Here is an 18435-nt window from a genome sequence, read left to right on the forward strand (position 1 = left end):
TCAGGTTAGCGATAATGATCTGACTCATCTCCTGGCCCGGAGTATCGATAATCGACTTGACGAGATCGTTCGATAAAGGAGTCGATCACACATATAAAACTTAGCCAGACCACCGCTATTTACTTATCAATTACACAATAAAACAGAACCAATTGTCTGCTGTCGGAAACACGAGAAACGCCCATAAAAAAACATGCCCATATATTGGACAAGCTCGTACTCAAGGCATGAGTTTTCTCATACTTCGAAGCACGGGTCCGCCGAGTGCTCTCGCTGACGCTCGCTTACCCGACCCATATGCTCGCTTATACGACTTTCCTGGCCCCGACGCGCAGGCCTACGTAGGTTGGATAGGCCGAAGACGCCTCCAACCAAGTTGGACGCGAGTGTCATAGGGTCGCGAGAGAAGGGGCGTGGGTTATTCCGGGTAGCGGCGCTCGGACAGCGGGGGCGGGGCCCCTAGATGGCGACGAGTCCAGTTGACCGCCTGGCCGCGGCTATGCACGTCGATCTTGCGGAAGATGTTATAGAGGTGCGACTTGACGGTATGTTCGCTGACGAAGAGCCGGTCGGCGATCTCCATATTGGAGGCCCCGGCCCCGAGTAGGCCGATGATCTCCAGCTCGCGCTGGGTCAGGCCGCAGGTGGGGCGATAGACATTGAGCTGGCGCTGCCGGTAGTACTCCAGCAGGCGGGCCATCAGCGAGCGGGACATCCAGGGCTTTCCCTCCCGAAGCAGGTTCAGCCCCTTGCAGATCAGCTCGAGGCTGTCGCTGCGATAGAAGATGCCATGGAGGTGCATGCTGGAGAGCAGCTCCACCGCCTGGGCCTCGTCGCAAAGGTTGAAGGCGGCCAGGAAGGCGTCGGGCAGTTCGGCGGCGCGAAGCTGCCAGGCGTGCAGGGTTGCCTCATCCAGGTGGTCGATATCCAACAGGATCAACAGGCGGCTCTCCCCACGGGGCCGACCAGCCATCCGTGGCGTCAGCAGGGATACCGCGCATTCCAGCTGCCGATGCAGGTAGTCGGCAAACAACTGGGACTGTGGCGTCGACTCGGTAACCAGGTGAATCGGTGGATTCTCCAACAACATACAGAAGCGTCTCCCATCCTTGTTGCCACCCGGCCAGGACTACTCTTCGCGAATGGCCCGGGCCAGCATGTCGGTGATCGGCTTGGTGATATAGCTCGCGAAGGTACGTTCGCCGGTATGAATCATCACCTCTGCAGGCATTCCGGAAAGCAGCTGCATCTCTTCGGTCATCATATTGCGTCCCTCCTCGGTTACCCTCAGCCGCACCCGGTAGAAGCGTACGCCCGTGGCCTCGTCCACCTGGCTGTCGGCGCCGATGAAGATCACCCGCGCCGCGATGACGTGAGTGGTGCGCTGATTGAAGGCGGAGAAGCGGATCTCCGCCGGCTGGCCGGGATAGAGCTGGTCGATGTCACGGTCCGGCACCCGGGCCTCGATCAGGAGGCTGTCGTCCACCGGCACGATATCCAGCAACGGATCGCCGGGGCGCAGCACATCCCCCACCGAATGCACCCGGCGCTCCACGACGATGCCCGCGACCGGGGCCATGACCGTGGTACGAGCGACTTGGTCGGCCAGGGAGGCGATACGCTCCTCGGCCTCGGCCACCTGGACCTGGGCCTCGCGGAGCTGCTCGCCGAGCTCACGATGGAATTCCTGAATCCGGATCTCGCGCTGTACCCGTGTCTCGCTGATCTGGGACCCCAGGCGGCCGATCTCGGCGCGATAGCCGGCGACCTCCCGGGCGAGTTCCAGCCGGTCCCGCTCCACCTCACGCAGTCGCTGGTTGCCGACCATGCCACGCCGGAAGAGGTCGCGCAGATCATTAGCCTCGCCGCTCAGGGAGGCCAGTTGCCGCTCGCCCAGCTGCACCATCTCCCCCAGCCCCTCGATCTGGCGCTGCATCTGTTCGGCCTGGGAGTCCAGTGCCTCCAGGGTACCGCGCAGGGATTCCCGACGGGCGGCGAAGAGCGCCTGCTGCACGGAGAGCATCTCGCGCACCCGGGACAGGTCGCTGCCGGTAAGGGCATCGGGAAAGGCCAGCGTCTCGGCACCACGCTGCTCGGCCAGCAGCCTCAGCTCGGTGGCCCGCCCCACCAGGTATTGGGTGCGGGCGATCTGCAACTGAGAGCGGGCCCGGGCATCGTCGATCACGATCAGGGGCTGGCCGGCCTCGACGCGATCCCCGTCGGCGACCAGAATCTCGCCGACGATCCCGCCCTCCAGGTGCTGCACCGAACGCCGGAAAGACTCCACGGCCACATGCCCGGGCGCCACCACTGCCACCGCCAGGCTGGCACTGAAGGCCCAGCCGCCGAAGCCACCCAGCGCCAACAACAGCACCAGCAGCCCGATATAGAGGTAGCGACGGTAGGTGACCGGCACCCGCACCTCGTACTCGCCCTCGAGCACGGCAGGCTCGGCCACCGCCGACTTGCCCTCCCCCGGCTCCCGTTCAACCAGTCGACTCATCCTGGTCCTCCCCCCCGCTCGCCGGCCGCACCTGGGCGGGGCGCCCGCCGGCCACCGCCGCGACACGCCCCGACGCCAGCGGCGCCCTGACGGCCGGCTTGGCGGTCAGCCGCGCCATGACCTCGTCACAGGCGGCGAACAGCTGGATCTGGCCGTCGCGCAGCAGCATCAGCTTGTCCATGCTCTTCAGCAGGTGAGTCCGGTGGCTGATCACGAAGAGGGTGACCCCCTCGCGTTTGAGGCTCGTCATGGCGGCGCGCAGGGCGTATTCGCCGCGGTCGTCGAGGCTGGCGTTGGGCTCGTCGAGCACCACCAGCGCCGGGCTGCCATAGAGCGCCCGGGCCAGGCCGATACGCTGACGCTGGCCGCCGGAGAGACCGGCGCCGCCGGGGCCAATCAAGGTGTCGTAGCCCTCTGCCAGGGCCAGCACCATCTCGTGGACGCCGGCCTTGCGGGCGGCGGCGACCACGGCCTGGGTATCGACCTCGCCGAAGCGGGCGATATTCTCGGCGATGCTGCCCTCGAACAATTCGATATCCTGGGGCAGGTAGCCCACATGGGGGCCCAGCTCCTCGCGATTCCACTGCGCCACATCGGCCCCGTCGAGGCGTGCCGTGCCGGCCAGCGGCGGCCAGATGCCCAGCAGCACCCGGGCCAGGCTCGACTTGCCGGCGGCGCTGGGGCCGATGATGCCGATATGCTCCCCGGCGCTTACCGCGAAGTTGAGCCCCCGCAGGGTCGGCACGCGGCAGCCGGGCGGCGCAACGGCCACTCCCTCCACCAGGATCTCGCCCCGTGGGGCGGGCAGCGACATCCGTGCCGGCTCCGCGGGATTCTGCTTCAAGAGCGCATCAAGGCGGCCGTAGGCCCCGCGGGCGGCCACGAAGCCCTTCCAGGTGGAAATCAGGCGATCGATGGGGGCCAGGGCGCGGCTCATGATGATGGCACCGGCGATCATCATGCCCGGGGTCATCTCGGCGCGCAGCACCAGCCAGGCTCCCAGCCCCAGGATCAGCGACTGGGCCAGCAGGCGCAGCACCCGGGAGACATTGCCCAGGGCCTCGCCACGATCGTTGGCCCGGGACAGCCCGGCCAGGTAGTGGTGATGGCGACGGGACCAGCGATTCATGATGCCCGGCAACATGCCCATGCCATGCAGTACCTCGGCGTTGCGCAGGTTCGATGCCGCCAGCTCCCGAGCCTTGATATGCTCGCCCTGGGCCTCGGCCAGCAAGGGCTGGGTGAGCTTCTCTCCGGCCAGCGCCAGGGCCAGCAACAGCAGGCCGGAAGCGGTGGCGAAGATCCCCAGCCAGGGGTGAAAGAGGAAGAGCACCGCCAGATAGATGGGCACCCAGGGCGCATCGAAGAAGGCCAGCAGGCCGTTGCCGGAGAGGAACTGGCGCAGGCTGGCCAGGTCCTCCAGGGGCTGGGCCGAGGTGGCACCGTTGCCGATCAGGCTGCGGCGGAACATGGCCCGGTAGAGGCGGCCATTGAGCAGGGTGTCGAGACGATTGCCGATCCGCACCAGCATCCGCGAGCGCACCAGTTCCAGCATCCCCATGATCACGAAGAGGAAGACCACCACCAGGGTCAGCATCAGCAGCGTCTCGCCGCTGCGGGTAGAGAGCACCCGATCATAGACCTGCAGCATATAGATGGCGGGCACCAGCATCAGCAGGTTGATAAACAGGCTGAAGAACCCCACCGACGCAAAGCCACCCCGGCAGACGCCCAGCGCCTGCTTAAGATCTGTCACCTCCTCCTAACTGGCCATGGTGGTTCACCGGGGCGAGCTCGCGGCTCGAGTGCGAAGGAAACTTGCACAACAAAAACGTCGATCTTACTTACGTTAGTTCCCCCGCCGATATTTCACCAGTCATCCCCGAGCATCAGGAAATTACTTAATATTCAATTCACTAAAGAAGCATTCCCGACTGGTTCACATGCTCCCCTACCCCGCCGGCTACAGCTCGATACGCTCTCCGTAGGCGGGAATCTCGGCCTCGATCCCGGCGTCGGCCAGGGCCGTCCGCAGCGCCTGCTGGGCCCCGGGTTCGCCATGCACCAGGTAGAAGCGCGGCCGGTTGCGAAGGGCCCCGGCCCAGGCCAGCAGTTCGCTCTGGCCGGCATGGGCGGAGAAACCACCGATGGTGTGGATACGCGCCTTGACCGGCACCTCTTCGCCGAACAGCTTGAGCCGTTCGACGCCATCCACCAGTTGGCGCCCCCGGGTGCCGGCGGCCTGGAAGCCGACGATCACCACCCGGGTGCTGGGTTTGGCCAGGTTATAGCGCAGGTGGTGAATGATCCGCCCGCCGTTGCACATGCCGGCCCCGGCGATAATGATGGCGCCGCCGTGGATGCGGTTGATGGCCATGGACTCCTCGACGCTGCGGGTCAGGCGCAACACCGGCAGGTACTGGCTGGGATCCCCCTGGGCGGCCACGTTGAGCACCTTGAGGTCGTCCCGATTCAGCGACTTGTGCTTCTTCTGATAGAGCTCGGTGACGCGAATGGCCATGGGGCTATCGAGGAACACCAGCTGCTGCTTGAGGCGCCCCTCGTGGTAGAGCACGCTGAGGTGATAGAGCACCTCCTGGGTGCGCCCCACCGCGAAGGCGGGAATCAGCACATTGCCGCCGGCGGCGTGGGCCTCCTCCAGCACCCGGGCGAACTCCTCCAGGGTCTCGTCCAGGGGACGATGATCGCGATCGCCGTAGGTGCTCTCCATCAGCACCACATCGGCCTCGAAGACCTTCTCCGGATCCTCCATCAGCACCGACTCGGGGTTGCCCAGGTCGCCGGAGAAGACCAGGCGCCGCTGCCGTCCCCCGGAGGGCACACTGAGCTCGACGATGGCCGAGCCGAGGATATGCCCGGCGTCCCGATAGACCAGGGTCACGCCTCCCGGCAGGGTGACAGGCTGGCCGTAGTGGTGGGGCTCGCACTGGGCCAGGGTCTGCTCCACGTCCTCGGGATCATAGAGAGGCTCCAGCAGCGGCTTGTCGGCCTTGTGGCGCCACTTGTTCTCCCACTCGAGATCCTTGGCCATCACGAAGGCGGCGTCACGCAGCATGATCTCCAGCAGATCGCGGGTATCCCGGGTGCAGTGGATGGGCCCCCGGTAGCCCTCGCGCACCAGCTTGGGCAGCAGCCCCGAATGATCCAGGTGACCGTGGGAGATCACCACCGCCGAGAGTTCCCGGGCCAGCCTGCCGAAGGGCCTGGCATTGCGCTCGTCGGCATCAGCGCCGCCCTGGTGCATGCCACACTCCAGCAGCAGCTGCCGCGCCTCCTCGCCGCCATCCACCTCGAGCAGATAGCGCGAGCCGGTCACCTCTCCGACCGCGCCGAGAAACGTCAGTGTCGCCATGGCGTCGAGCCTCCCTTAACCGCCGGTTTCCCTCAGCATACTGGAGATGGCGCGACTCCACCCTGTTCCGGGACAACGCCGTGGCCAGGACCCGTAAACGACACGCCCCGCGCCGTCGGAACGGCGCGGGGCGTGTTAGCCAAGGAAGGCAACCTAGTGGTCGTCTTCCCCTATTTCAGTAATCGCAGACTTAGCGATAGACCGGGAACTCGGCGCAGACGGCCTCGACCTTGGCCTTGACCTCGGCCTCGATGGCGGCGGTGTCCTCGCCCTTGGCCATGACGTCGAGAATATCGCAGATCCAGCCGGTCAGCGCCTGGCACTCGGCCTCACCGAAGCCGCGGGTGGTCACCGCCGGGGCACCGATGCGCAGGCCGGAGGTGACAAAGGGGCTCTGGGGGTCGCCGGGCACGGCGTTCTTGTTGACGGTGATATGGGCGCGGCCCAGGGCGGCGTCCGCGTCCTTGCCGGTCAGGCCCTGCTTGATCAGCGACAGCAGGAAGAGGTGGTCCTCGGTGCCACCGGAGACGATCTCGAAGCCGCGCTCGATAAAGACGCCGGCCATGGCCTGGGCGTTCTTGACCACCTGCTGCTGGTAGGTCTTGAATTCGGGGGCCATGGCTTCCTTGAAGCAGATCGCCTTGGCGGCGATGACGTGCTCCAGGGGGCCACCCTGGATGCCCGGGAAGACCGCGGCCTGCAGCTTCTTCTCGATCTCCTCGTTGCCTTCGGCGGAGAGGATCAGGCCGCCACGGGGGCCGCGCAGGGTCTTGTGGGTGGTGGTGGTGACCACATGGGCGTGGGGCAGCGGGGTCGGGTAGACACCTGCGGCCACCAGGCCGGCCACGTGGGCCATGTCGACCAGCAGGTAGGCACCCACTTCGTCGGCGATCTCGCGGAACTTGGCCCAGTCGATGATCTGGGAGTAGGCGGAGAAGCCGGCGATGATCATCTTCGGCTGATGCTCGCGGGCCAGCTTGGCGACTTCTTCGTAGTCGATGCGGCCGCTCTCGTCGATGCCGTACTGCACGGCGTTATAGTGCTTGCCGGAGAAGTTGGGCTTGGCACCGTGGGTCAGGTGACCACCGGCGTCCAGGCTCATGCCCAGCACGGTGTCGCCCGGCTTGACCAGGGCCTGGAAGACGGCGCCATTGGCCTGGGAGCCGGAGTGCGGCTGGACGTTGGCGTAGCTGGCACCGAACAGCTGCTTGGCGTAGTCGATGGCCAGTTGCTCGACGATGTCCGCGTACTCGCAACCGCCGTAGTAACGCTTGCCGGGGTAGCCTTCCGCGTACTTGTTGGTGAGCTGGGAGCCCTGGGCTTCCATCACGCGGGGGCTGGCATAGTTCTCGGAAGCGATCAGTTCGATATGCGCTTCCTGGCGCGCGACTTCCTTCTGCATCGCGTCGAAGAGCACATCATCGAAACCGGCAATCTGCATGTCACGAGTGAACATCGGCGAGGGTCCTCGGTAGGCGGTAAACTCGAAGGCGCCATGATACCCCAGCCTCGACGGCCTTTCACATGAAAGGCCGTCATGGGCGACTCGATAATTTCTCACTTTCGCTTTAGCGCAACTAAAGGCTCATCGCACTCTGGCGTGAACCTTATGGTGGGAGCGCGGATTCCGCGCGATATCGCCCGAAGGGCGATCCTGGCAAGCACCAAGGCGCCTGACGGCGCCAATCGTTCGGCAGAGCCAAACTCCCACACTAGCAAGCTGGCGCTTTCCCAGGTCGTGGCTTCACGCTGATCTGCGATGAACTCAACTAAAGGCTCACGGGCCGTGCTCAGGTCTCCCCCAGCAGCCCCAGGCTGGCCATGGGCGCCTCCCGGCGCAGCCCCCGGGAGAGCAGATGGCCGATCGCCCCGATCAACAGGGCGCCGCCGGCGGGCAACAACAGCCAAACTAGCGGATGCGGCCGCGGCGGCAGATCGAACCACAACGCATAGAGCCCCGCGGTGGCCAGCTCCGCCAGCAGGGCCCCCATCAGGCCACTGGCCAGGCCGAGGATGGCGAATTCGGCGCCCTGCACCCGCGAGAGGGTGCGCGTTCCCGCGCCGAAGACCCGCAACAGGCCGCCCTCGTGGGCGCGCACCGGGCGGCTGGCGGTGAGGGCCGCGTAGAGCACGCTGACGCCGGCCAGCAGCACCAGGGCCAGTACCAGCTCCACCGCCCGGGTCACCTGGGTCACCAGCTCGCGCACCTGGGCCAGGATGGCGTCGATATTGAGCAGCGAGACGCCGGGGAAGTCGCGCACCAGGCTGCGCAGGGTCTCACCCTCGTCGCTATCCAGGTGGAAGGCGGTGATATAGCTATGGCCGAAGCGATCCAGTATCCCCGGCGGGAAGATCACGAAGAAGTTGGGCCGGAAGCTGTCCCAGTCCAGGTCGCGCAGGCTGGCCACCCGGCCGCCGATCTCCCGGCCGCCGATGGTGAAGGTCAGGGTATCGCCGAGGCCGAGCCCCAGGCGCTCGGCGAAGCCATCCTCCAGGGAGATCGGCACCGGCTCGGCGGGGCCGGGCGCGGCGGAAAACCACTGCCCGGCCACCAGGCGATTGCCCTCGGGCAGCTCACCCTGCCAGGTGAGGTTGAGCTCACGGCGCAGGGAATTGTCGCCGCGGGCCTCGGCGGGCACGGCCTCCCGCGCCGGGGTGCCGTTGATGGCGGTGAGGCGTCCCCGCACCATGGGATAGAGGGCGGTGCGCTCGTCGGCCCGGGCATCCAGCACCTCGATAAAGGGATCCCGCTCGGCGGGCTGGATATTGATGGCGAAGTAATTGGGCATCGCCTCGGGGAGCTGCGCCTGCCAGGTGGTCAGCAGGTCGCCGCGCACCAGGGCGATCATCGCCATGGCGAAGAAGGTCACCGCGAAGGCCAGCATCTGTCCCAGGCTGGCGTCGCGCCGCCGAGCCAGTTGGCGCCCTCCCAGGCGCAGCGCCTGGCCCCAGCCGCCCTGCCCCGCCGGTAGCCGGGTGACCAGGCGCAACACCAGGCCGAGCAGCGCCCGACCCAGCCCCCAGAGCAGGGTCAGCATCACCCAGCCCCCCAGCAACAGGCCGATGGCCAGGCCGATATCCCCGGAGTAGAGCCACAGCAGGGCGCCGAACACCAGACTGGCCACGACCACCACCAGCCAGGCCGCCGGCGGCAGCGGGTCGAGCTCGCGGCGCAGTACCTTGAGGGCACTGACCCGCTTGAGGCGCAGCAGGGTCGGGCCGGCGAAGCCCACCAGTACCGCCACGGCGGTCAGCACGCCGAGCAACAGCGGCAAGGGGCCTGGCGCCGGCAATGTCAGAGGCAGGAAAGTGGCCAACAGGCCGAGCAGCAGCGCCTGGCCGGCCAGGCCCAGCAGGGCCCCCAGCGCCGCGGCCACCAGGGCCAGCCATAGCAGTTGCAGGGCGAAGAGCCGGGTCAGTTGGCGCTGGGTGGCGCCGAAGCAGCGCAGCAGGGCCGCGGTATCCAGGTGACGATCCACGTAGCGCCGGGTGGCCATGGCCACCGCCACCCCGGCCAAGAGCACCGCCGCCAGGCCGGCCAGGCTCAGGTAACGCTCGGCCCGCTCCAGGGCATTGCCGAGGCCGGGGCGGTCGCGGCGTACGTCGCGCACCTCGACCCCGTCGCGGCGCAGCCGCGCCAGCAGCGGCTCGAGAGTACCCAGGGCCTCCGACGGGCCGGCGGCGAGCAGCTCATATTCCACCCGCGAGCCGGGCTGCACCAGTTGGGTCGCCTCCAGGTCATCGAGGTGCATCATCAGCCGCGGATTGAAGTTGCCGAAGCCCGCCGACTGGTCCGGCTCTCGCTCCACCAGGCCGGTGACCCGGAGCTCGGTCTCGCCGACACGCACCCGGTCGCCCAGCTCGGCGTCGAGCAAGAGCGCCAGACGCGGCGCCAGCCAGGCCTCGCCGGGGGCCGGGCCCCGGGCCAGGGCCTCGCGGCCCTCGCCACGTTCCACCAGGACGCTGCCGTAGTGCGGATAGACGCCATCCACCACCTTGAGGCTGGCCACCTGGAAGGCGTCCCCCAGGCTGACCATGGAGACCAGGTCCACCTGGTCGCTGAGGGTCAGCCCGGCTTGCGCCAGGGTCCGGCGCAGCTCCGGGGCGAAGGGCTGGCCCTGTTCCAGCACCAGGTCGCCGCCCAGCAGTTGCCCCGCCTGACGGGTCAGGCCACGATCGAGACGATCGAGGAAGAAACCGATCATGGTGGAGGCCGCTACCGCCAGCATCAGTGCCAGGAACAGCGCCCGCACGTCGGCGGCGCGCAGGTCGCGCCACAGGCCCCGGGCGGAGAAGCGCAGCGCCTGGGCCGCGCCACGCCGCGACAGGGTCGCCGCCCGGCTCATGCCTCCACCTCATCCAGGGCGAGCGTCTCCAGGCGCCCGTCGGCGAGGCGCAGGGCCCGCTGACAGCGCCGGGCCAGGGCATGGTCGTGGGTCACCAGCACCAGGGTGGTGCCCGCCTCGCGGTTGAGCCGGAAGAGCAGTTCGATGATCCGCGCCCCGGTGGTCGGATCCAGGTTGCCGGTGGGCTCGTCGGCGAACACCAGCTCGGCACCGGTGACGAAGGCGCGGGCGATGGCCACCCGTTGCTGCTCGCCGCCGGAGAGCTGCTTGGGCAGGTGATCGAGGCGCTCGCCCAGCCCCACCCGCTCCAGCCACTCCCGGGCGCGGGCCTCACCGTCAGGCTGTGGCGACAACTCCAGCGGCAGCAGCACGTTCTCGAGGGCGGTCAGGGTCGGCAGCAACTGGAAGTTCTGGAACACGAAGCCGACGCGCCCGGCGCGCAACGCCGCCCGGCCGTCCTCGTCCAGGGCCGCCAGCGACTGGCCGAAGAGTTCCAACCGGCCGGCGCTGGGAGTATCCAGCCCCGCCAGCAGCCCCAACAGGGTCGACTTGCCGGCGCCACTCTGGCCGAGGATCGCCAGGCTCTCGCCGGGGAACACCTCGAGGGCCAGATCACTCAGAATGGTCAAATGACGCTCGCCGCTGTCGACCCCCTTGCCGAGGCCATCGGCGTGTAGAATCGGGGCGGGAGTCACGGTGCGTTCGGACGAGGAGTGGGACATGATCGAGGAATTCCCTATCAATTGGCGACGCCAGGGGTCAGTCTGCCATGCCGGCGGCGTACAGCGGTACCTGATGGTGTGGACGCTGGGCCTGCTGTTACTGCTGGCGGGCACGGCCGGCGCGGACGCGCCGCCCCGCCTGCTGGTGCTGGGCGACAGCCTCAGCGCGGCCTACGGCATCGAGGCCCGCCAAGGCTGGGTGGCGCTACTGGCGCAGCGCCTGGACGGCCGCGCCGAGGTGATCAATGCCAGCATCAGCGGCGAAACCAGCGGCGGCGGCGCGGCTCGTCTGCCCGATTTGCTGGGACAGCACGCCCCCGATATCGTTCTGCTGGAGCTGGGCGGCAACGACGGCCTGCGTGGCCTGCCCCCCGGGCAACTTCGGGCCAACCTGGCGCGCATGATCGAGGCCAGTCAGGCCGCGGAGGCCGAGGTGCTGCTGCTGGGCATCGATATTCCCCCCAACTATGGCCGGGCCTACCGGGACGCCTTTACCGGTGTCTTCCGACGCCTCGCCGATGACTATGCGCTGCCCCTGGTGCCCTTCCTGCTCGAGGGGGTGGCCCTGAACGATGGCCTGATGCAATCCGATGGCATCCATCCCACCGCCGAGGCCCAGCCGATCATTCTCGATAACGTCTGGCCGGCCCTGGAGCCGCTGCTGGAGGCCTACCTGGCTCGGACCACGGGCTAAAGCTGATTCATTCGCTGCCGATATGATGAGGTCAGAGGCCTCGTCTCGGAGACTCGCCCCCAGCAAGGGATTTCACTTATGCCCCCGGCGCCCCACTCTCAGCCACGCTGTTCGCGTCGCGGCTTTCTTGGCGGCGGACTGGCCTTGCTGGCGACGTTTCTCGTGGGAGGCTGGGCGGGACAGGCCAAGGGGGATTTCAACCCCGACCAGCTACGCCTGGTGATGCGAACCCGCTATGGCGGCCGGGGCAGCGCCATGCTGGAGGAGTGGTTCGCGCTGCTCGAGCGCCTGGCCAACCAGCCGCTGCAGACGCAGCTGCGCGAAACCAACGACTTCTTCAATCGCCGCATTCGCTGGCTGGACGATATCGATATCTGGGGCCAGGAGGACTATTGGGCGACGCCGCTGGAGACCATGGGCAAGGCACAGGGCGACTGCGAAGACTACTCCATCGCCAAGTACATCACCCTGAAGCGCCTCGGCGTGCCGACCCGGCAATTGCGCATGATCTATGTGCGGGCGAGGATCGGGCGCAGCCAGATTACCCAGGCCCATATGGTACTCGGCTACTACGAGACCCCCAGCAGTGAGCCACTGATTCTCGACAACCTGGTCCCATCGATTACCCCCGCCTCCCAGCGAGTCGACCTGGACCCCATTTTTAGCTTCAATAGCGACGGCCTGTGGGCCGGCGGCTCGACCCAATCCCGCGCCAACCCGGTACAGCGGCTGTCGCGCTGGAGCAGCGTGCTTACCCGAATGCAGGAGCAGGGTTTCCTATGATTTCCCCCCCGACCATGACACTAACCGCCGTTGACTCACCGCGGAGCCCCGCCAGGGAGTGGCCACCATGTCATTGATAAAACAACTTTGGTTTACCGTGATCGCCATCCTGATCCTGACCCTGGGGGGCAGCCTGGCGGTCGGGCTCACGGCGCTCAGGAGTTACACCGAGCAGGAGATTCGAGTCAAGAATAGCGACAACGTCAATGCCCTGGCGCTGTCGATGAGTCAACTGGACAAGGACCCGGTCATTATCGAACTGCTGATGGCCGCCCAGTTCGATACCGGCCATTATCAGTTGATCGAGCTGCACGCCCCCGACGGCGAGCTGATCGCCCGGCGCGAGGCCGATGGCCGCATCGCTAGCGTGCCCGACTGGTTCGTCGACCTGGTACGTTTCGATGTACCACCGAGTCAGGCGGTGATCCAGAACGGCTGGCAGCAATACGGCACCCTGACGCTGCAGAGCCACCATAGCTTCGCCTACCACTCCCTCTGGCAAGGCGCCGCCCGACTGATCGCCTGGTTCGGCCTCGCCGCCCTGGTCGGCCTGCTGCTCGCCGGGTGGATCGTGCGGACCATTCGCCGCCCACTGGAGGCCGTGATCGCCCAGGCGCGAGATATCGGCGCACGGCGTTTCACCACCAGCCCCGAGCCCCGCACACGCGAGCTACGCCAGGTGGTTCAGGCCATGAACCGGCTCTCCGCCTCCGTGGGCCAGATGCTGCATACCGAGAGTGAGAAGCTCGACAGGCTGCGCCGCCGGCTGCAGCAGGACGAAGCGACCGGCGCCCTGAGCCGCGATGCCTTTATGACCCAGTTAAGTACTCATCTCGAAAGCGACGATGAGCGTGCCAACGGCAGCCTGGCTCTGGTACGCCTGGCGCAACTGACCGAGGTCAATCAGGCCCTGGGCCGGGCGCATACCAATGAGCTGCTCAAGAGCCTGAGTCAGGGCCTTCACAGGATCGCCCTAGCCCAGGGAGGCGGTGTCGTGGGCCGCCTGAATGGCGGCGATTTTGCCCTGCTGGTCCCCGGTAGCGAGGATCCTGATCAGGTGGCCGAGGCGCTCTCTGCCGAGCTGGACGCCCTGCGACTCGGCGAGGCCTCGATGAGGCTGGGACTGCCATCGGCCCTCTGCCACTATGCGCCGGAAGACACCATCGGCGAGCTGATGACCGGCCTGGATGGCGCCCTGGCCGCCGCCGAAACCCAGGGAGACCTGGGCCAGCAATGGGTGGAAACGCCGCGCGGCGATCTGCTCTACACCAACCGTGCCGACTGGCGTCACGCCCTGGAGCAGGCCATCGCCCAAGGCCCACGCCTGGCCAACTTCCCGGTACTCGATGCCGAGGGGGGGCTTATGCACCGGGAAAGCCCTTCGCGTCTCTATCTAAAGGGAGAGTGGCGAGCGGCGGGCACCTTTATGCCCTGGGTATCGCGTCTGGATCTCTCGACCCTACTCGACCTGGCCGTGACCAAGGCAGCTATCGCTACGATTACCAGGGAGCAAGGCCCCCTGGGGATCAACCTCTCGCCCGCCTCGATTCGCGATGCGCGCTTCCTGAGCCAACTTACTGCCTTGCTCAAGGCGCACCCCGAGGAAGCTAAACTGCTGTGGGTTGAACTACCGGAATCCGCCGCCCTGCGCGACCTGGAGCGCTTCCGCCATCTGTGCCGTGAGCTGTATCCCCTGGGCTGCCGAATCGGCCTGGAGCATGTGGGCAGCGAATTTACCCGCCTCGGCGACCTGCAGGACAGCGGCCTCTCCTACCTGAAGTTCGACCGCAGCCTGATTCAGGGCATCGAGGCGAGCCCGCAACGACAGACCATCCTGCGCGGCATGGCGACGCTTTGCCACTCCCTGGGCATCCTGGCGATCGCCGAGGGTGTCGCCAGCGACGCCGAGTGGCAAACGGCCATCGACCTTGGCCTGGATGGAGCTACCGGTCCCGGCGTACGCCTGGCCGACTAACCAAGCCGCAAGTCGGATACGCGAGCATCAGCGAGCACATCCGATATGCCACTACTCCAGCCGCATGGAGGAGGATGTCAGATCACATCATCCTCCTCCCCCATCAACCCGATATCATTGATGCGCCGCCGCAGACTCTGGCGCGTGACCAGCTTGTCACGAGCCGCATCCGGCAAGTCGGTAAAGCGAATCACCCCCTTGTCCATCAACAGGTGAATCACGTCTTCCAGTACGCGCACGAAGTCGAGATCCGAACGCGTCAGTTCATCGTGCTCACCAGCGACGCCAAGAAACTCACTTAACGCCATGTCGCCACTAGCCACAAGCTCCTGACACTCCTCGTCCTGGACCTTACTGACCTTGATAATGGCACCATCTTCATCACGTTTGACGTACATGGCTTTCACTCCATAAAAAAACCGCCCGGCATAACCGGGCGGAAACCTTAGGTAATAGGCAATATCGAGTATATCATTGATCGATATTTAATTGGCCACTGGCGATCATCTTGGCAATCAGGTCCTCGCCATCTCCCGGCGTTGCCCCGAAGTCACTGAAGGCTTTTCCTTCCAGGCGAATCACCTGATCGGCATTCTCCTTGTCGCCCCCCAGGCTGCCCTGGGAGTTCAGATAAAGCACGGTATCCGCGCCATCCTCTTCGGCCACGACATAGCTACCGAGATCCACTGTTGACTCTTCATCCTGGAGCAAGTCGGCAACATCGAGTACATCGTCATCATCGGCGAAGTCCCTGACCACGTCGACGGCGGGAGCATCGCTCTCCCCCTCATCGCCCAGTTGCCATTGGAAGACATCGTCTCCCTCACCACCGATCAGGATATCGTCCCCGCCACCGCCGATCAGGATATCGTCGCCATCATCACCAGTCAGAGTGTCATCACTATTCGCACCTTGAATGAACTGCTCACCTGACTCGATCACATAGCCAGTAGGCTTGACGGAGAATTCCGAGTCACCGCTGGAATTACCATCGAAAGCGATATAACTAAAGGCCTCGTCACTGGTGATCTCCACACGGCCATCCGTGACCACAATCTCTGCCGGGTCGCCGATACGATTACCGTCGCTATCGAAGAGCGAGTAGGTCGCCCCGCTCAGATCCCCCTTGATCGCAAAGGTCATGCTTTCCAGGGGCTGTGCCGTCTGAATCAGTAGCGCCTCGTTACCATCGATCATATCGGGATTATCTTTCTTTCCGTTACCGTTATGATCGACGCCATAGTAGCCATCCGAGTCCTTCGGCACACCGACGGTGGAACCACTACCCGCCATGGCATCACCTTTCAGGCGACCTCCTTGGCCATTATTGGCGTAGGTGCCGGTATTTCCATTACCACCACCATTACCGCTGGTATGGGCGGCGACCCCGGCGATGATAGCGTCGATAGTCGGTGGCTCGAAGTTATCGGAAGTGGCTACCAGCAAGTCGTCGCTATCACCACTACCGAGGTTGCCCCCGGCATCGGCATAGCTGGCGCCGGCGATGCTGGCAGTGGCGTCTTCCCCGGGCTCGCCGGTGGCGACCACGGTACCGGTCCAAAGCGTCGGGTCGGCGGCATCCTGAACTAGCTCCCCCACCAGTTCCAGGCCATCCAGCTCCAGCAAGTCGCCCACCTGCTCGGCGGTCAGCGGCCCACCCTCGCTCACGTCATAAGCCAACTCGCTGAAGTCGATAGCGATCGACGTCGTTTCACCTTCGACCAGCGTTGCCTGCTCATTGCCCAGGGCCACATCGACGGTGGGCGCGGAGGCATCCACATCGTAGTCGCGCTCGGCCTCGGCGCCATAGGGGTTGCCGGCCGCATCCTCGCCGCTGACCTCGGCGCTGATGCTGTCGTGGTCGGCCAGCACGCTGCCCGGCACCTCGATGGCGTAGTTGCCGTCTTCGTCCACTTCACCGGTGTACTGGTTGCCGCCCACGCTCAGGGTGACGCTGTCGCCTTCGCCGGCGTCGCCGCCCACGCTGCCGGTGATGGTGATGTCGCCTTCGGCTTCCTCGCCGTTGATCACGTCGTCACCGGCGATGGTGTCGATGCCGATGGTGGCGCTGGCGTCGGTGTCGATGCCCTTGCTGTCATCGGCGCTGTCACTATTGCCGGCGGCATCGGTCACCGTGGCACTGACGCCGACCCGGGTGTCGTCCGCGCTCACCGCCACCTCGACACTCAAGCCGTCATCGAGCATCGCCTGGGAGACTTCGCCGCTGAACACCCCGCTACCGTTACCATCGCTGACCACCAGGATATCGCCCACCTGGGTACCTGCCTCCAGGGTAACCTTGGCGGTGACGGTGCCGTCCTCGCCGATCTCCTCCTGGTTATAGACGCCATCCTCACCGGCACCTTGTAGCGCCACAGCGACACTCGGTGACTGTGTATCGGGCTCGGGCTCCGGCTCCGGCTCCGGCTCGGGTTCCGGCTCGGGCTCCGGTTCGGGCTCCGGCTCGGGTTCGGGCTCGGGTTCGGGCTCGGGCTCCGGCTCGGGTTCCGGCTCGGGTTCGGGTTCGGGTTCGGGTTCGGGCTCCGGCTCGGGTTCGGGTTCCGGCTCCGGCTCCGGCTCCGGCTCGGGCTCGGGCTCGGGCTCGGGTTCCGGCTCGGGTTCGGGCTCGGGTTCGGGCTCGGGCTCGGGTTCCGGTTCGGGCTCCGGTTCGGGCTCGGGTTCGGGCTCCGGTTCGGGCTCCGGCTCGGGTTCGGGCTCAGGCTCCGGCTCGGGCTCGGGTTCGGGCTCCGGCTCCGGCTCGGGTTCCGGCTCCGGCTCGGGAGCTTCCTCATCCAGAACCGCGGCTTCGGCAGTGGTGAATTCCACAGTCTCGTCATCGGCCAGGGCCGTATCGAAGGCCAGCTCGGCTTCCGGGGTATCCTCGGCCACCCGCGCCAGGCGCACGAAGCTGTGCCCAGCCTCGGCGCCGCCGCCACCACCGCCACCCGCGGCGGTGGCATCCAGCAGCTCGAGCAGGTCCCCTTCGCCTTCGTCCAGGGCGGCGAGCAGGGCGTCCAGATCGGCGTCCTGGACGCTACTGGCCTCCACATCCGGCGGGGTCTCGGCATCCACCTCGGGGGTCATGGCAATTTCCTGGCCACCACCGATATCCAGGGGGGCCAGGCCGTCGTTGAAGTCGAGTTGCACGCTGCCGTTATCGGAGGTGACCAGCACCTCGCCGTCTCGCAGGGTGTCGCCGACGCTCAGCTCCCTCAGGTTGCCATCGGCATCCCGCGCCCAGGCCTGACCGGTGATCGACAGAATGGTAGGCATTGCCATAACGAATTTCCCTTTGCGTAAGCCTTGACCGTTCCTGACAAAGCGAAACGATCCTTTTATTACTGATAAAGGATGCTATGCAAAGCGGAGGGGGAAACCTATCGTACCGATGGCCTAGATAGCCATCGCTACGATAGAGGGGCCGTCAGGAGTCGACGGTCTCCGATTGGGAGAGGCGCAGCACCAGTTGCATGCGGTCGCGCACCTCGAGCTTGCGGAAGATGGCGCTGAGGTGGGACTTGACGGTGCGGTCGCTGATCTCGAGACGCCGGGCCACTTCCTTGTTGCTCTGCCCATCCGCCACGGCCAGGGCCACCGCGTGCTCCCGCTCGGTCAGCCGCTCGAGCCATTCCTGATTCGCCCAGGGCGCGCCGCCCAGGGCGCGAAAGCCGGAGCCGACGACCCGGGAGAGCAGCTCGGGACCCACCCAGAGCCCCTGGTGGATGACCACGGTAGCCACCTGGCGCAGCACCTCGATATTGGCCAGGGCATGCACATAACCCCTGGCACCGGCCTCCAGGGCCTCGAGCCCCTGGGCCTGATGGGGCCGGTAGGAGAGCACCACGATTACCGCCCCCCGCTGGCTCCACCGCCGCACCAGCGTCGGCCAGGCCTCGACACGCTCAGACACCCAGACGAGGCACCCACGCTGGACGCACGATTGGGCTTGCTCCGCCGTGCAGCGCTCGCCTTCCGGGAAGGCGGCCTGCCAGCGCGGTAGCGTCTCTTCCCCACGAACCACGAAAAGCGTCTTTTCCAT

Annotated in this window: 13 protein-coding genes; 3 read left to right on the plus strand and 10 right to left on the minus strand. The window is 66.1% G+C overall.

The features are described from left to right. Positions 1-418: 418 nt before the first annotated feature. The 7 genes from ACZ5EF_RS14835 to ACZ5EF_RS14865 all read right to left on the minus strand — a co-directional run bounded on the left by ACZ5EF_RS14835 (position 419) and on the right by ACZ5EF_RS14865 (position 10944). Positions 419-1090, minus strand: a complete 672-nt coding sequence (locus ACZ5EF_RS14835; protein WP_346061842.1) for a response regulator transcription factor — start codon at positions 1088-1090, stop codon at positions 419-421. A gap of 39 nt (positions 1091-1129) precedes the next feature. Next, complete coding sequence (locus ACZ5EF_RS14840; RefSeq protein ID WP_346061841.1) at positions 1130-2503, minus strand: HlyD family type I secretion periplasmic adaptor subunit; 1374 nt, start codon at positions 2501-2503, stop codon at positions 1130-1132. Further along, positions 2487-4175 carry a type I secretion system permease/ATPase gene (locus tag ACZ5EF_RS14845; protein ID WP_464123373.1) on the minus strand — a complete coding sequence of 563 codons (1689 nt, stop codon included), beginning with the start codon at positions 4173-4175 and terminating at the stop codon, positions 2487-2489. The genes ACZ5EF_RS14840 and ACZ5EF_RS14845 overlap by 17 nt, the downstream gene beginning before the upstream one ends. A 291-nt stretch (positions 4176-4466) precedes the next feature. After that, positions 4467-5876: an MBL fold metallo-hydrolase gene (locus ACZ5EF_RS14850; protein WP_346061839.1), complete on the minus strand. Its 1410-nt coding sequence runs from the start codon at positions 5874-5876 to the stop codon at positions 4467-4469. Positions 5877-6066: 190 nt separating this feature from the next. After that, positions 6067-7332, minus strand: coding sequence for a serine hydroxymethyltransferase (gene glyA, locus ACZ5EF_RS14855; protein ID WP_346061838.1), 1266 nt, complete (start codon positions 7330-7332; stop codon positions 6067-6069). Positions 7333-7666: 334 nt separating this feature from the next. Continuing rightward, the gene (locus tag ACZ5EF_RS14860; RefSeq protein WP_346061837.1) at positions 7667-10222 is read right to left on the minus strand and encodes an ABC transporter permease; all 2556 of its coding nucleotides are present in this window, start codon (positions 10220-10222) and stop codon (positions 7667-7669) included. Continuing rightward, positions 10219-10944 carry an ABC transporter ATP-binding protein gene (locus tag ACZ5EF_RS14865; protein ID WP_346061836.1) on the minus strand — a complete coding sequence of 242 codons (726 nt, stop codon included), beginning with the start codon at positions 10942-10944 and terminating at the stop codon, positions 10219-10221. The genes ACZ5EF_RS14860 and ACZ5EF_RS14865 overlap by 4 nt, the downstream gene beginning before the upstream one ends. Between ACZ5EF_RS14865 and ACZ5EF_RS14870 the strand changes: the two genes are divergently transcribed. From ACZ5EF_RS14870 to ACZ5EF_RS14880, 3 genes are all read left to right on the plus strand, one after another. Then, positions 10943-11638, plus strand: coding sequence for an arylesterase (locus ACZ5EF_RS14870; RefSeq protein WP_379729249.1), 696 nt, complete (start codon positions 10943-10945; stop codon positions 11636-11638). The genes ACZ5EF_RS14865 and ACZ5EF_RS14870 overlap by 2 nt on opposite strands. Positions 11639-11716: 78 nt before the next feature. Further along, entirely contained in the window at positions 11717-12421 is a 705-nt protein-coding gene (locus ACZ5EF_RS14875) for a transglutaminase-like cysteine peptidase (RefSeq protein WP_346061835.1), read from the plus strand. A gap of 67 nt (positions 12422-12488) precedes the next feature. Next, complete coding sequence (locus ACZ5EF_RS14880) at positions 12489-14396, plus strand: EAL domain-containing protein (protein ID WP_346061834.1); 1908 nt, start codon at positions 12489-12491, stop codon at positions 14394-14396. Between the two features lie 77 nt (positions 14397-14473). Here ACZ5EF_RS14880 and ACZ5EF_RS14885 read toward each other — a convergent pair whose 3' ends face one another. From ACZ5EF_RS14885 to ACZ5EF_RS14895, 3 genes are all read right to left on the minus strand, one after another. Beyond that, the gene (locus tag ACZ5EF_RS14885; protein ID WP_346061833.1) at positions 14474-14794 is read right to left on the minus strand and encodes a tryptophan synthase subunit beta like protein; all 321 of its coding nucleotides are present in this window, start codon (positions 14792-14794) and stop codon (positions 14474-14476) included. A gap of 73 nt (positions 14795-14867) precedes the next feature. Then, positions 14868-17675 (minus strand): retention module-containing protein, encoded by a 2808-nt coding sequence (locus tag ACZ5EF_RS14890; protein WP_346061832.1) that lies wholly within the window; start codon positions 17673-17675, stop codon positions 14868-14870. A gap of 145 nt (positions 17676-17820) precedes the next feature. Continuing rightward, positions 17821-18435 (minus strand): response regulator transcription factor, encoded by a 615-nt coding sequence (locus ACZ5EF_RS14895; RefSeq protein ID WP_346061831.1) that lies wholly within the window; start codon positions 18433-18435, stop codon positions 17821-17823.

This window comes from Bisbaumannia salifodinae (assembly GCF_055388505.1).

Excerpts from the sequence above, each read along its gene's own strand:
- ACZ5EF_RS14835 (WP_346061842.1), bottom strand. The coding sequence starts at position 1,090 with ATGTTGTTGGAGAATCCACCGATTCACCTGGTTACCGAGTCGACGCCA.
- ACZ5EF_RS14840 (WP_346061841.1), bottom strand. The coding sequence starts at position 2,503 with ATGAGTCGACTGGTTGAACGGGAGCCGGGGGAGGGCAAGTCGGCGGTG.
- ACZ5EF_RS14845 (WP_464123373.1), bottom strand. The coding sequence starts at position 4,175 with ATGCTGGTGCCCGCCATCTATATGCTGCAGGTCTATGATCGGGTGCTC.
- ACZ5EF_RS14850 (WP_346061839.1), bottom strand. The coding sequence starts at position 5,876 with ATGGCGACACTGACGTTTCTCGGCGCGGTCGGAGAGGTGACCGGCTCG.
- glyA (WP_346061838.1), bottom strand. The coding sequence starts at position 7,332 with ATGTTCACTCGTGACATGCAGATTGCCGGTTTCGATGATGTGCTCTTC.
- ACZ5EF_RS14860 (WP_346061837.1), bottom strand. The coding sequence starts at position 10,222 with ATGAGCCGGGCGGCGACCCTGTCGCGGCGTGGCGCGGCCCAGGCGCTG.
- ACZ5EF_RS14870 (WP_379729249.1), top strand. The coding sequence starts at position 10,943 with ATGATCGAGGAATTCCCTATCAATTGGCGACGCCAGGGGTCAGTCTGC.
- ACZ5EF_RS14865 (WP_346061836.1), bottom strand. The coding sequence starts at position 10,944 with ATGTCCCACTCCTCGTCCGAACGCACCGTGACTCCCGCCCCGATTCTA.
- ACZ5EF_RS14875 (WP_346061835.1), top strand. The coding sequence starts at position 11,717 with ATGCCCCCGGCGCCCCACTCTCAGCCACGCTGTTCGCGTCGCGGCTTT.
- ACZ5EF_RS14880 (WP_346061834.1), top strand. The coding sequence starts at position 12,489 with ATGTCATTGATAAAACAACTTTGGTTTACCGTGATCGCCATCCTGATC.
- ACZ5EF_RS14885 (WP_346061833.1), bottom strand. The coding sequence starts at position 14,794 with ATGTACGTCAAACGTGATGAAGATGGTGCCATTATCAAGGTCAGTAAG.
- ACZ5EF_RS14890 (WP_346061832.1), bottom strand. The coding sequence starts at position 17,675 with ATGGCAATGCCTACCATTCTGTCGATCACCGGTCAGGCCTGGGCGCGG.
- ACZ5EF_RS14895 (WP_346061831.1), bottom strand. The coding sequence starts at position 18,435 with ATGGAAAAGACGCTTTTCGTGGTTCGTGGGGAAGAGACGCTACCGCGC.